This window comes from Lysinibacillus sp. FSL M8-0337 (assembly GCF_038593855.1).
Classification (GTDB): domain Bacteria; phylum Bacillota; class Bacilli; order Bacillales_A; family Planococcaceae; genus Lysinibacillus; species Lysinibacillus sphaericus_D.
The window spans coordinates 3329995-3343508 of the sequence record NZ_CP151996.1; the positions used below are offsets into that span (position 1 = coordinate 3329995).

Below are 13514 nucleotides of genomic sequence, written 5' to 3' on the forward strand. Positions count from 1 at the left end.
ATAGCAACTCTCCATAAGAAAGTTATCTAGCCTAACGTTAAGCCATAATAGAAGCTAGAACAGCTTTTTGAGCATGAAGTCTATTTTCTGCTTGCTCAAAGATGTAAGAATTAGGGCCATCTATAACTGATGTTGCCACTTCTTCTTCGCGATGAGCTGGTAAGCAGTGTAAGAACATATAGTCTGACTTTGCATGTGCAACAAGTTCATCGTTGATTTGATAACCAGCAAAATCTTGTAAACGTTTTGCAGCTTCCTCTTCTTGCCCCATTGATGTCCAAACATCTGCGTATACAACATCTGCATCTTGGACTGCTGTTACAGGATCATTTGTAATCGTAATGGTACTACCATTTTTCTCTGCAATCTTTTGTGCTTTTGCGATAACTTCCGCATCACACTCATAGCCAACAGGCGTTGCAACAGCTACATGCATTCCTACATGTGCAGAAGCGACTACTAATGAGTGCGCTACATTATTGCCGTCTCCAACATAGGCAATTTTAAGACCTTGTAATTCACCTTTATTTTCAAAGATTGTTTCTAAATCTGCCAATGCCTGACAAGGATGATAAATATCCGTTAAACCATTAATAACAGGAATTGTTGCATGCTCAGCTAACTCTTTAACCATTGCATGAGAGTTTGCACGAATCATAATGCCATCTAAATAACCTGATAACACATGTGCAGTATCATAAATTGATTCACCGCGTCCAATTTGTAAATCACGTGCATGCATAAACATACCTTTACCGCCCAATTGTTCCATGCCTACTTCAAATGAAATACGAGTACGCGTTGAATGTTTTTCAAAAATCATGCCGAGTGTTTTACCTTCAAGTAATTTCGGACATTTACCTTCTTTTGTAATAATTTTTAGTTGAGATGATAATGCAACTAACTGCTGAACTTCTTCACTTGTATAGTCTAGCAAAGTTAGTAAGTCTTTTCCTTTTAAGCTTGACACTAACTTTAACTGTACCTCTTCTAATAATTTCATAGCCTTCGCTCCTTGCTTTTGTTACTGTTGAACTTAGTATACACATGCATAAATATAAAATCAACTGAATTTTTATGTTTATTTTCAAAAATTAGAATTCATCAGTTATTTGTGACAAAAATACGTCAATTTGAATATTTATGCATACGGAATGTATTGTCAGCATACTACTGCCATAGTTACATTGATAACCATTTCATATAACCTGTTTGTTATCATAAAAAAAGAGCCTACCCGAAGGCCTGCTCTGGTCACACTTATGCAGTTATTTAAAGCTATTCTAGATATTCTACTACTCTTCAGTATCACTTCGATATTCTAAAATATCGCCAGGCTGACAGTCTAACGCCTTGCAAATCGACTCTAAAGTAGTTAAGCGAATTGCTTTTGCCTTTCCATTTTTTAAAATAGAAAGATTCGCCATTGTTATGCCAACCTTTTCCGAAAGCTCTGTTACGCTCATTTTTCGTTTAGCTAACATCACATCGATGTTAATAATTATCGCCATATCCTCAACCTCACACTATTCAATCATTTTCTGATTTTATGTCTACGATTTCTTTATTCAAGCGTTAGGAAAACATCTGATTGCGATAACATTCGTAGCAAATGTAAAATACAAACCGAATGCCAGCAATTCCACTCTATCACCTTTACTTAAAATCGCAACAACGAGAATTCCCGCTACAACAAAAGCACTGATAACAATAGCACAGAACTTGATCACTTTTAAAGCCTTGACTGATACTTCTGAACATGTCTGTTCCTATTCATGTTAAGCAACAGCTTATATACATTGATAGCACGTAATAAAACATGGTAAAGAAAATACATAAGTTGCTATTAAAAAAGCATTCGTAATGCTAAGTTACTCACCTCAAACAACTAAATCGTTTTCAGATTTAATATCGACCGCTTCCTGTAAAAGTCGTTGAAGAACAGCAGCAAATACTGCTATTACCATAGATGCAAAAGGTACAAGCAGTCCAACAAAAATCACACCTGGTGCATCGTCTTTCTCAGCAAAAAGGTAAAAAAGTGGCAAAATCAGGACATGTAAACTACTTATGATAATGGCACAATATTTAATCTTCTTTAAAGATGTAACAGACAGTTCCGAAAAGGCTTTGTTTTGATCAATGTAGCGTAATAGTTGAAACGCCTGATACAAAGCAAAGTAAAACGGAATGGAAGATGCATACAAAATAATGGATACGATATATTGTATCGAAGAAAACGCAGGTAATAACTTTTCTGAAAGCTTCCCTAGCTCCGGTACAAGCAAAATACATAGTGCTAAAACTGGGATAGCCATGAGTATGACCGCTATTTTTAAAAACAAAGTTGTTGCTATTTTCATGAAAACACCTCATTGGTTTATATTCAATATGATTTTAATACAATTTTTATCGTATTACAATAAATAAACATTGATTTACATTGAAATATTACCTTTCTATCCTCCGTAAGCATGCCCACTCGTATTGTTAGGGCATGCTAAAACATAAAAAAACCTTCTAACAAATTGTTAGAAGGCCATACTGCATTATTTATACTTATTATAACGATTAATCAAATGTTATTTTGTTCACAGCATCACGGTCTAATTTTTTGATGACTTCAACCATTAGCTTAACAGCGTTATCGTAGTCATCACGGTGTAAAATCCCTGCATGTGAGTGGATATAACGTGTCGCAATACCGATTGATAAAGCAGGTACACCATTAGCTGTTACGTGGATTGAACCAGCGTCTGTACCGCCACCAGCCATTGCTTCAAATTGATATGGAATATTGTTTTCATCCGCCACATCTAAAACAAATTCACGTAAACCACGGTGTGAAACCATTGATGCATCGTAGACAACGATTTGTGGACCTGCACCCATTTTACTAGTTGACTCTTTCGGTGTTACCCCTGGCGTATCACCTGCAACACCTACATCAACAGCAAAACCGATATCTGGTTGAATTTTATGAGTTGCTGTTTTCGCTCCACGAAGACCTACTTCTTCTTGTACATTCCCTACAGAATATAGGATATTTGGATGTTTTTCATCTTTCAATGCTTTCATGACATCAATGGCAATTGCACAGCCAATGCGGTTATCCCATGCTTTTGCTAATAAATACTTATCATTTTTCATGACATTGAATTCGAAATAAGGTGTTACCATGTCACCTGGACATACTCCCCATTCAAGTACTTCTTCTTTAGAAGCAGCACCCACGTCGATAAACATATCTTTAATGTCTACCACTTTGTTACGTACATCGGCTGGTAAAATATGAGGTGGTTTAGAACCGATTACCCCAATAATTTCTTCACCTTTGCGTGTTGTAATTGTCACGCGTTGCGCAAGCATTACTTGGCTCCACCATCCACCCACTGTTTGGAATTTGATGAATCCTTTATCATCGATTTGAGTGACCATAAAGCCTACTTCATCTAAATGACCAGCTACCATAATTTTAGGGCCGTTTTCATCGCCTACTTTTTTAGCGATGACGCTCCCTAAATGATCTGTTTCTACAGTATCTGCATATGGTGCGATGTATTTTTTCATAACCTCGCGTGGTGCACGCTCGTTGCCCGCAATGCCATTCGCATCTGTTAAATCTTTAAACATTTGCAAAGTTGAATCTAGTTGTGTCATCCTTTTGCCTCCTACATTTTGTATCCCCTCTATTATACTTCGTTTACCGAAATATTCCTAGTGAGTCGTCTGAAAATTGATGTTTTTTTTACTTTTTAGTCTAGTAAATTAATAGCCACTACGTTGGCGATTATAATTTTCTTCGTTTTTTTCAATATACGCTGACACGACATCCTCAAATGTAAAACCGAGATTATATGCAAGTAACCCATAGCATTGCCAAATCGCTGCATAACTATGCTCTGTTGGGTGGCTTATAAATGTTAATATGTAGTTTTGCGTCATTAAAAATGTCTCTGTTAAATCACGCTTCTCTTCAACAACTGGCCATTTTTCTATAGCCGTATAGCCTTTTAATAACCCTAGCGATAAAATAAAGTGAATCGAATCCACATACTCCTCTAAAATCACTTCCCGCGCTGATGGCCCTTTCGTACTCCAAAACTTAAAGCAACGTGTTTCATTAGCAAGTTCCGCCAGCTCAACCATTAACGCTAAGCCTTTTTCTTTAAAGACATCGTGTTCGATTTTTTGTGTTTTTTCAATAAAATTATCAAGTTCTTTTTGCATCGTAAATAATTGTTGTAAGTTCATTTTTTTCTCCTAAATTTCTAAAAATTTTTTGTATAAAGTGAAACTAAATGTCACCCCCAATCGTATAGGTAGGAATAACCTTTCTTCAAGGGGGAATTTTAAGATGTTACCGTTACTTATTCGACTTGCTGTGATTGCGCTTATTATCTATGTATTCTATAAAGCGATTCGATATATAACCGATCCTAAACGAAAACTCGATGAGGCCTATGAAAAGGGCCAATATTACTTTTATGATGACGTAAAAAATGTTCGAAAGAATTTCTTTATTTCTTATAAGGGTGCGCTGTTTGAAGGTGAAAAATACTTAGGTACGACCGAAGATGCATTTGAGGTCGTTACAATTTTTGTTGGTGCCCGCGACACTGCAACTTTACAAGGATTTACAAGGAGTGACTTCGAATATCTCCAACAAGAAATTTTATTTAACTATCCTAACGCGAAAATCAACTGGAAGCAACCCATTGAACAACTTATGCGTGACACATCCTCTTCATGAGGTTGTGCCACGCATGTGCGTCAGTGCCAGTCACGCACACAATTTTATACAATTTACGTTTTTATAATGAGCTACTCCATAATTGCACGATTATAAAAATTTGAATTGCTGCAATCAATGGAAAGCCAAAGGCAAAACTGTTATGGCGTGTTTTATGACGGAATAAATACATACCTAATACGCCACCGACAGCACCTCCTGCAATTGCCAAGGTAAACAATGTACGCTCCGCAATGCGCCACTCCTGCTTTTTTGCACGTGATTTATCCATGCCCATCATCACAAGCAATACAACTGAAACAATTGCCATATAGGCAAGTAAAGCTTGAGCCATTAACACAACCTCCTATGTAAAAAAGACTGATGAAATAACCCCACCAGTCTTCACTATACACTAATTTATTCGCACTTGTCGCTTCGCTTCAATGCCAATTATTTTTTGCCTCAGTCGCTTTGCTTTCGAGGCAGAAATTTATTTATTTTGCCCCTGCCGCTTCCGCTTTCGGGGCAGAAACCTTATTTTGCCCCTGTCGCTTCCGCTTTCGGGGCAGAAATAAAAAAGAGCGACTTAGTCGCTCTTTTTTATTTCGCTACTGCTTTTTTAGCAGCTTCTGCTAATTGTGTGAATGCTGAAGCATCTGTTACAGCTAAGTCAGCTAACATTTTACGGTTAACTTCGATACCAGCAACTTTTAAACCGTGCATTAAACGGCTGTAAGAAAGACCGTTCATGCGAGCAGCTGCGTTGATACGAGTGATCCATAATTTACGGAAATCACGTTTTTTCTGACGACGGTCACGGTATGCATATTGACCTGATTTCATTACTGCTTGGTTAGCAACTTTATATAATGTATGTTTAGAACCATAGTAACCTTTAGCTAATTTCAATACTTTTTTACGACGTTTGCGCGTCACTGTTCCGCCTTTTACGCGTGGCATATGAATTACCTCCTGCTTTTCATTAAAAAATGAATATTAGTTTATTTTGTGTTATCAATCATTTCATGTAAACAAGTAATGATTTGATGCGTTTGAAGTCACCAGATGATACAACGTTCGCTTTACGTAGGTGACGTTTTTGTTTCGTAGATTTGTTTGCGAATAAGTGGCTTCCGTAAGCACGGTCATATTTTAATTTACCTGAACCCGTTTTTTTGAAACGTTTCGCAGCTCCACGGTGAGTTTTCATTTTTGGCATGTCGAATTCCTCCTAAACTGTTCGTCTAATATTATTTCTCGTTCTTTGGTTGAAGAACTAAGAACATGCTTCGGCCTTCCATCTTCGGTTTTTGTTCAACCGTAGATACTTCAGCACAAGCTTCAGCAAAACGATCTAACACACGTTGACCAATATCTTTGTGTGTAATCGCACGACCTTTGAAACGTAGGCTACATTTTACTTTATCACCTTTTTCAAGGAATTTAATCGCATTACGTAGCTTCGTTTGGAAATCATGTTCATCGATTGTTGGGCTCAAGCGAACCTCTTTCATTACGATGACTTTTTGATTTTTACGAATTTCACGGTCTTTCTTTTGCTGTTCAAACTTAAATTTACCATAGTCCATGATACGAGCGACTGGCGGCTTGGCTTGAGGGGCCACAAGGACAAGATCCAAGTTTACACGAGTGGCGATTTCTAGCGCTTCGTTACGTGTCTTTACACCAAGCTGGTCACCATTGTGATCGATTAATCGAAGTTCACGTGCGCGAATGCCTTCGTTTACATACATGTCTTTGCTAATAGTAATCCACCTCCAAGTAGTTGTCGCGAATACATGGTTTGGGCAAAGCCTTGCCCGGTTGAACGGTACATCCTCTTGTCATGTCCATAAAAAAAGGACGGACATTTTTGAAGATGTCCGCCCGCTATATGTGCATGCGTAAGTGTACGCAAAACAATTCAACGTGTCATACCTGTTCACAGCCTAAGCGTTGTATCAGGTGAGAAGCGGGCAGCCTCTACTTCAACCACAAACTTTGTATTCATTAACCTTAATTATATTAGCATGTACAATTTAGATTGTCAAATATTTTTACAATCTCATAATTAGTATGTGTAATACACTTACAGTTTATACGTCATTATAATACAAAGAATTAAAGATAATCAAGTACCTTATTAATTAAAAACGTGCAACTTCCGCTTTAATATTCGCTAAGAACTCTTCGAATGAAATTGTTTCTGAATCTTTTGAGCCGTAACGACGCACGTTCACACCGTTGGCTTCAACTTCTTTATCGCCAATAACAAGCATGTAAGGAATCTTTTTCATTTGTGCTTCACGGATTTTGTACCCTAGTTTTTCTTCACGATCATCCATTTCCACACGTAATCCAGCTGCTGTCAACTGCTCTTCGATTTGTTTCGCATAGTCGAAGTGCGCTTCGTTTGATACTGGGATTACTTCTACTTGTACTGGTGCTAACCAAGTTGGGAATGCCCCTTTATATTCCTCAATTAAGAAGGCAACGAAACGTTCCATTGTTGACACAACACCACGGTGAATAACGACTGGACGATGTGGTTTACCATCTTCACCTACATATGTTAAGTCAAAGCGTTCTGGTAATAAGAAGTCTAATTGTACAGTTGATAATGTTTCTTCTTTACCAATGGCAGTTTTTACTTGTACGTCAAGTTTAGGGCCATAGAACGCCGCTTCACCTTCTGCTTCAAAGTAATCTAAGCCAAGCTCATCCATTGCTTCTTTTAACATGCTTTGTGCTTTTTCCCACATTGCATCGTCATCGAAGTACTTCTCTGTATCTGCTGGATCACGATAAGATAGACGGAATGAATAATCTTTTAAATCAAAGTCTTTGTACACTTCTAAAATTAACTGCACAACTTTTTGGAACTCTGCTTTAATTTGGTCTGGACGAACAAAGATATGTGCATCATTTAACGTCATCCCACGTACACGTTGTAACCCTGAAACAGCGCCCGACATTTCATAACGGTGCATTGTTCCAAGTTCAGCAATACGTAATGGTAAATTTCGATAAGAGTGCATGCTGTTTTTGTAAACCATCATATGGTGTGGACAGTTCATCGGACGCATAATTAATGTCTCATTATCCATTTCCATTGGTGGGAAAATGGAATCTTGATAATGATCCCAGTGACCTGAAGTTTGATAAAGCTCTTTAGAACCAAGTACTGGTGTATAGACATGTTTATAACCAAGCGCTAATTCTTTATCTACGATATAACGTTCAATCACACGACGGATTGTTGCACCATTTGGTAACCAAAGTGGTAAACCTTGACCTACTTTTTGAGAAGTAGTGAATAATTCTAATTCTTTCCCGATTTTACGGTGGTCACGTTCTTTTGCTTCTTCCAACATTTGAAGGTGGTGCTTTAATTCTTCTTTTTTGAAGAAAGCTGTACCGTAAATACGTTGTAGCATTTTGTTATCAGAGTTCCCTCTCCAATAGGCACCTGCTAATGATAATAATTTGAACTCACGAAGTTTACCTGTTGAAGGTACGTGAATACCGCGACATAGGTCGAAAAATTCCCCTTGGTAGTAAATAGACACTTGCTCATCAGCGGGAATCGCTTCAAGTAATTCTAATTTATATTCGTCGTCGATTTCTTCATAAATTGCTTGTGCTTCTGCACGGCTAACGTTTTTACGCTCTACTTCTAGATTTTCAGCAATGATTTTTTTCATTTCTTTTTCGATTGCTGGTAAATCTTCAGCAGTAATTGGTGTTGGTGCATCAATATCGTAGTAGAAGCCTCCCTCAATAACCGGACCAATACCAAGTTTTACTTCAGGGAATAAGCGTTTAATCGCTTGTGCTGTTAAATGGGCTGTTGAGTGACGAAGAATTTCTAATGCTGCCTCATCATCTTGTGTAATAATGGCAATTGTTGCATTTTCTTCAATTGGTGTTTTTAAGTCTACTAATTCCCCATTTACTTTCCCTGCATAAGCTTTTTTACGAAGTCCTGGGCTAATAGATAATGCCACATCATCAGTAGATGTACCTTTTGCAAATTCCTTTACAGCGCCATCTGGGAACGTTAATTTAATCATGTCTGACATTTTGTTGCACTCCTTGTTTGGTTAAATTTAGTGATGCATGATGAAACAGCGAATCTTATGGTTAACGTAAGCTTGCACAAAAAACCCTAAAAAACAAAAAAGCCCCGTCCCTCACAAAAGGGACGAAGCGTATGCTCGTGGTTCCACCCTTCTTCCTTCCGATAAAATCATCAGACGAAGCTCAAGGCTAGCTAACGGGCTAGGGACCGGCGAAAGATTATTCCCTTTCGCTGCTCAGTAGGTAGTAAAAAATGTGTCCAAACTAGGAAGCTTACAGCCGATGACTTCCCTCTCTAAAAGCCGTTACACAAAATTCATGTCCTCATCATTGCATTGTGCTATATAGTATATGAGACAGTATACGCTCGATTGTCGTAAAATGCAACTGTCAATGTTACAAACGTCGATTTTTGCCACGCATTTCTATTGGCTCCGTCAAAGCTTTCACACGTTCCATAATACGTCCAGCCTTTACAACCTCAATATCCCCTTTTTGGGACTGTGCTAAGTGATGCTCTAATTCATCATAGTTAAAATTAGAGGTAATGAATGTTGGCAATTGTTCTGCCATTCGATAATGGAAGATTGTTCCTAAAATTTCATCACGTGTCCATGCTGACATTGTTTCTGCCCCTAAATCATCAAGCATCAATACCGGCGCTTTTTTCACATAATCTATTTTTTCATTTAACGTATTATCACCGATTGCATTTTTCATTTCACGTAAAAATTCTGGTACAAAAACGACCACTGAACGGATTTTTTTGGAAGCCAGTTCATTCGCAAGTGCACCAAGCACAAAGGATTTCCCTACACCAAACTTCCCATATAAATAAAAGCCTTTCGTTGGTAGCTGCCCTGTTTCCTCTGTTTTCTTAACAAATTGTGCCGCCCGTTGCGCGATAAGCACACGGGATTCATCATCAATCATTAAATCTTGGATTGTCGCTTGCAACACATCTTTCGGCATATGCATACTAGCAATCATATTTGCAACATCCCGACGTTCGTCCTCACGCACCTTTTGTTCACAGCGTACGTAATCAATTTCAACCGTATTACGTACAACACGTAAAGTCGGAATAAAACCTTTTAAATAATTGGTGCAATGCGCTGTATGATCACAACCACAGCACACCGTCGATTGACTAATAAATTCATGAAGCTTTGGTAAATTGCGCTCAACAGCATCGTAGCTTAGTTCTTCTGCGTGTTCTGCTAAAAAGGCCTGCACACGAGGATGTTCTAAAATCTCTCGCCTCATCGCTTCATATCGCTCTTGAAATGATGGTACATTAATGGCTCTTTTTAATGCTTTATTAATTGGTTCGATTACCGTTCACCTACTTTACTTATCGCTTTTTCCAAGCATTGCTAATATTTTTTGGCGCTCTTTTTCAAAATCCATCGTACTTGAAGAAGCACTCTCGTCTGGTTGCTCATTGCGTTTATAAAACCATTCAGGTACTTTTTCCTTACGCTGATTATCCGCTCGCCCTTTGACATACTGATTATTATTTTTAGCCGGCACCTGTGGTTTATTTTTCCACGTTGTATATTTATCATGTTCTTGACGTGCAAGCTCCATTGCTTCCTTTGCCGTCTTAATGTTTTTTCGTACCCAATGATCGGCAATGGTTTCCACATACTTTTTAGGAAGCTTCATATCCGTAGATAGCATGACATATTCAAGCAGTGCATTGACCACGCCTACTGGCATCCCATGCTGAACGATTAAGCTCTCAGCTAATTGTACAGATGTTTGTAATGGCTCTTTGCCGTTATTAATATCTCGCAACACTTGGACAGGAGGTGTTGACTCTAAATAATGTTGCAACTCCTGATCTTTTGTTTTTTGAACAGCATCTTCCTCAACCGGTGGCGCGTATACTTTGGCAAGCTTTGGTGGCTCTTTTGAAACAGTAAGCTTATAAAAATCGGCTGCCGCTTTGCGTAATCGTTCTTGTGAAATACCCAACTCATCATCAAGCGCTAAAATAACAACTTTTTGCATATCCAATGCCGTTAAATGATAGAGGAATGCTAATTTGGCAATTGTTTCACGCACTTCAAGCGTAAGTAAATTTGCGGGTACTAACTGGTCAGATAATCCTGCCTGTAGCAACTCAAAATCAAATTGCTCAAAATAAAACGGATAAACCTTTTGTGCATTTTCTTTGCTATCTATGCCACCCTGCAAATCGGTAGGAATATTGGTATTAACCGGTTTAAAAACATCCATAAAGGCGCGTGATACATCTTTATATGCTGTACCCCTTACTGGCTGAATAAAACGTTGGCGCAACTTCCGATATGCCTGCTCTCCGATTTTACTAAACAAAAACATTGATAATAAAGGATCTTTCATAAAGCTATCTGCATCAAGCGGGCGTATAAGCTCGTATAAAAAGCTTCGCTGTTCTGCCTCTTCTTTTTTCCAAGTTCGCAATAAACCGATTGCTTCAAGTGCGATGCGTGCTTCGAACACTTTACCGATTGGTAGTCCTAGCACATTCATTAAATAATAATGATTCATTTGCTGTTTAGGCATTTGCTCTGCTTCAGCCCATAGTGTTAAATAAAGACTGATTGGCTCAGCACCCGTTAAAGGTTGATAAAATAATGTTACTAATTGACGTTCCATCGTGGAAAGCGCATGAGGTAGACGAATGTCAAAAGTATCTGCGGGTTGCAATTCTTTATACAAATGAATCAACGTCATTCACCCTCTCTGTTTTCCCTAAGATTTTTGCTCTGTTTGACGTTGAATAATTTCTTTTATTTCCTCAATAAATACATTGATATCCTTAAACTGACGATAAACCGAGGCAAAACGAACATAGGCCACCTCATCAATTTTTGCCAAACGATCCATCACCATTTCTCCAACATCCTCTGAACGTACTTCAGCGTTCCCAATACGGCGAAGGTCTTTTTCAATAGATAGTACAAGTCCCTCTAAAACATCTAAAGCAACCGGACGTTTTTCACAAGCACGAATAAGACCGCGCAGTACCTTCTCGCGGCTAAACTCTTCCCGTGAGCCTTCTTTTTTCACAACGACTAACGGTGTTTCTTCAATTTTTTCAAACGTTGTAAAACGAAAGCCACACGACTCACATTCACGACGTCTACGAATTTCTTTATTATCATCTACTGGCCTGGAATCCACTACGCGTGTTCCGTTAAATTGGCAAGAAGGACATCTCATATTTTTACTCTCCTGATTCCACAACAATTTGATATTTGTATTATAACAAATTTCCTACAAATAAGAAAAGTTCATTTGGTGCCAGGCACTCAAACAATTTGCTTTACATCGTACCTAACAAAAAAAGCACATTGAAACCATAAGATTTCAATGTGCCAATAGCGTTCATTATGCGTTAACTGTTTCTAGCGCTTTTGCAACTTTTTTCACTAGGTCTACAACACGTGCAGAATAGCCCCACTCATTGTCGTACCAAGCAAGTACTTTTACTTTACGATTACCCATCACCATTGTTGAAAGTCCATCAACTGTAGATGAGTAAGTTGTTGTGTTGTAATCAGCAGATACAAGTGGCTCAATTGAGAAGTTTAAAATGCCTTTCATTGGCCCTTCTGTTGCTGCTTTGACAAATGCAGCATTAACCGAATCAACTGTCACGTCTGTATTTAAATCTACAACAAGGTCAACTAGTGATACGTTTGGTGTTGGAACGCGAAGTGCCATACCGTGAATTTTGCCTTCTAATTCTGGTAACACTAATTTTAATGCTTTTGCAGCACCTGTAGATGTTGGAATAATCGATTGTGCACAACCTCGCGCACGACGTAAATCTTTATGTGGGTTATCTAAGTTTTTTTGGTCATTTGTATATGCGTGAACTGTTGTCATTAAACCGCTTTCGATACCAAATGTATCATTTAACACTTTTGCAACTGGTGCTAAGCAGTTTGTTGTACAAGAAGCATTTGAAATAACATCATGTTTTTCAACATCAAGCTTTTCATCATTTACACCTAAAACAATCGTAACATCTTCGTTTTTACCTGGTGCTGTTAAGATTACTTTCTTTGCGCCTGCTTCAAGGTGCATTGCTGCTTTCTCACGATCATTGAATTTACCAGTTGCTTCAATTACAATATCCACGCCCATTGTAGCCCATGGTAATTTTAATGGATCACGTTCGCTAATAATTTGGACACGTTTACCATTTACAATTAAAGCATCGTCTGCTGGTTCAACCGTACCTTCGAATGTTCCGTGATTTGTGTCATACTTAATCAAATGTGCTAACGTTTCCGCTGGGTAGCTTGCGTTAATTGCAACAATATTTAAACCTTCCTGTACGATCGCTTGGCGGAAAACCATACGTCCGATACGTCCGAAACCGTTAATAGCAACTGATACTGTCATTATAAAATCCTCCTGTGAGTGCATACTCATATTCATTATATACTTTATGCTGATTAGTATAACACAATTTTAAAAAAGATGAACATTATATATCCATAATAAAAAAGTTCTTATTTTCTGAAAAATAGCACCTTTTTTGAAATAAAAAAATTCAGTACTTCATGCTTATTATTACGCTTATAAACAAAAAAATGCACAGCAATAATTGCTGTGCATAGAATACCTTTGGCTACATACTGATTGATTTCTTCTACGGGCGAGCACGCCAACTAACCTAAGATGTGTAACAAGAGGG

General features: G+C 38.1%; 15 protein-coding genes and 1 other annotated feature. Of the genes, 1 reads left to right on the top strand and 14 read right to left on the bottom strand.

Going from position 1 to position 13514, the window contains the following annotated elements; genetic code table 11:
- Positions 1–37: 37 nt before the first annotated feature.
- The 5 genes from argF to MKY08_RS16140 all read right to left on the bottom strand — a co-directional run bounded on the left by argF (position 38) and on the right by MKY08_RS16140 (position 4254).
- Positions 38–1003, bottom strand: a complete 966-nt coding sequence (argF, locus tag MKY08_RS16120) for an ornithine carbamoyltransferase (RefSeq protein ID WP_069513704.1) — start codon at positions 1001–1003, stop codon at positions 38–40.
- A 292-nt stretch (positions 1004–1295) separates the two neighbouring features.
- Entirely contained in the window at positions 1296–1511 is a 216-nt protein-coding gene (locus MKY08_RS16125; RefSeq protein WP_069513706.1) for a helix-turn-helix transcriptional regulator, read from the bottom strand.
- Positions 1512–1880: 369 nt separating this feature from the next.
- Positions 1881–2363, bottom strand: coding sequence for a DUF2975 domain-containing protein (locus MKY08_RS16130; protein WP_069513710.1), 483 nt, complete (start codon positions 2361–2363; stop codon positions 1881–1883).
- Positions 2364–2571: 208 nt separating this feature from the next.
- Positions 2572–3660, bottom strand: coding sequence for a M42 family metallopeptidase (locus MKY08_RS16135; RefSeq protein WP_069513711.1), 1089 nt, complete (start codon positions 3658–3660; stop codon positions 2572–2574).
- Positions 3661–3768: 108 nt separating this feature from the next.
- Positions 3769–4254 carry a dUTP diphosphatase gene (locus tag MKY08_RS16140; RefSeq protein ID WP_069513712.1) on the bottom strand — a complete coding sequence of 162 codons (486 nt, stop codon included), beginning with the start codon at positions 4252–4254 and terminating at the stop codon, positions 3769–3771.
- A gap of 103 nt (positions 4255–4357) precedes the next feature.
- On the opposite strand from MKY08_RS16140, the gene MKY08_RS16145 reads away from it, so the two are divergent.
- Complete coding sequence (locus MKY08_RS16145; protein WP_069513713.1) at positions 4358–4753, top strand: sigma-w pathway protein ysdB; 396 nt, start codon at positions 4358–4360, stop codon at positions 4751–4753.
- Between the two features lie 61 nt (positions 4754–4814).
- Here MKY08_RS16145 and MKY08_RS16150 read toward each other — a convergent pair whose 3' ends face one another.
- The 9 genes from MKY08_RS16150 to MKY08_RS16190 all read right to left on the bottom strand — a co-directional run bounded on the left by MKY08_RS16150 (position 4815) and on the right by MKY08_RS16190 (position 13219).
- Positions 4815–5087 carry a DUF1294 domain-containing protein gene (locus MKY08_RS16150; protein WP_069513714.1) on the bottom strand — a complete coding sequence of 91 codons (273 nt, stop codon included), beginning with the start codon at positions 5085–5087 and terminating at the stop codon, positions 4815–4817.
- A 248-nt stretch (positions 5088–5335) separates the two neighbouring features.
- Positions 5336–5695, bottom strand: coding sequence for a 50S ribosomal protein L20 (rplT, locus tag MKY08_RS16155; RefSeq protein ID WP_069513715.1), 360 nt, complete (start codon positions 5693–5695; stop codon positions 5336–5338).
- Between the two features lie 58 nt (positions 5696–5753).
- Positions 5754–5954: a 50S ribosomal protein L35 gene (rpmI, locus tag MKY08_RS16160; RefSeq protein ID WP_069513721.1), complete on the bottom strand. Its 201-nt coding sequence runs from the start codon at positions 5952–5954 to the stop codon at positions 5754–5756.
- Between the two features lie 31 nt (positions 5955–5985).
- Positions 5986–6489, bottom strand: coding sequence for a translation initiation factor IF-3 (gene infC / locus MKY08_RS16165; RefSeq protein ID WP_024363824.1), 504 nt, complete (start codon positions 6487–6489; stop codon positions 5986–5988).
- A gap of 95 nt (positions 6490–6584) precedes the next feature.
- Positions 6585–6730 (bottom strand) — a sequence feature (ribosomal protein L20 leader region).
- A 152-nt stretch (positions 6731–6882) separates the two neighbouring features.
- Positions 6883–8817 (bottom strand): threonine--tRNA ligase, encoded by a 1935-nt coding sequence (gene thrS / locus MKY08_RS16170; protein ID WP_069513723.1) that lies wholly within the window; start codon positions 8815–8817, stop codon positions 6883–6885.
- A gap of 394 nt (positions 8818–9211) precedes the next feature.
- On the bottom strand, positions 9212–10141 hold the full coding sequence (gene dnaI / locus MKY08_RS16175; RefSeq protein ID WP_256093266.1) for a primosomal protein DnaI: 930 nt from the start codon (positions 10139–10141) through the stop codon (positions 9212–9214).
- A gap of 24 nt (positions 10142–10165) precedes the next feature.
- Entirely contained in the window at positions 10166–11539 is a 1374-nt protein-coding gene (locus MKY08_RS16180; protein ID WP_069513727.1) for a DnaD domain protein, read from the bottom strand.
- A gap of 18 nt (positions 11540–11557) precedes the next feature.
- Entirely contained in the window at positions 11558–12028 is a 471-nt protein-coding gene (gene nrdR / locus MKY08_RS16185) for a transcriptional regulator NrdR (RefSeq protein ID WP_024363821.1), read from the bottom strand.
- Between the two features lie 168 nt (positions 12029–12196).
- Positions 12197–13219, bottom strand: a complete 1023-nt coding sequence (locus MKY08_RS16190) for a glyceraldehyde-3-phosphate dehydrogenase (protein ID WP_069513729.1) — start codon at positions 13217–13219, stop codon at positions 12197–12199.
- Positions 13220–13514: the final 295 nt, after the last annotated feature.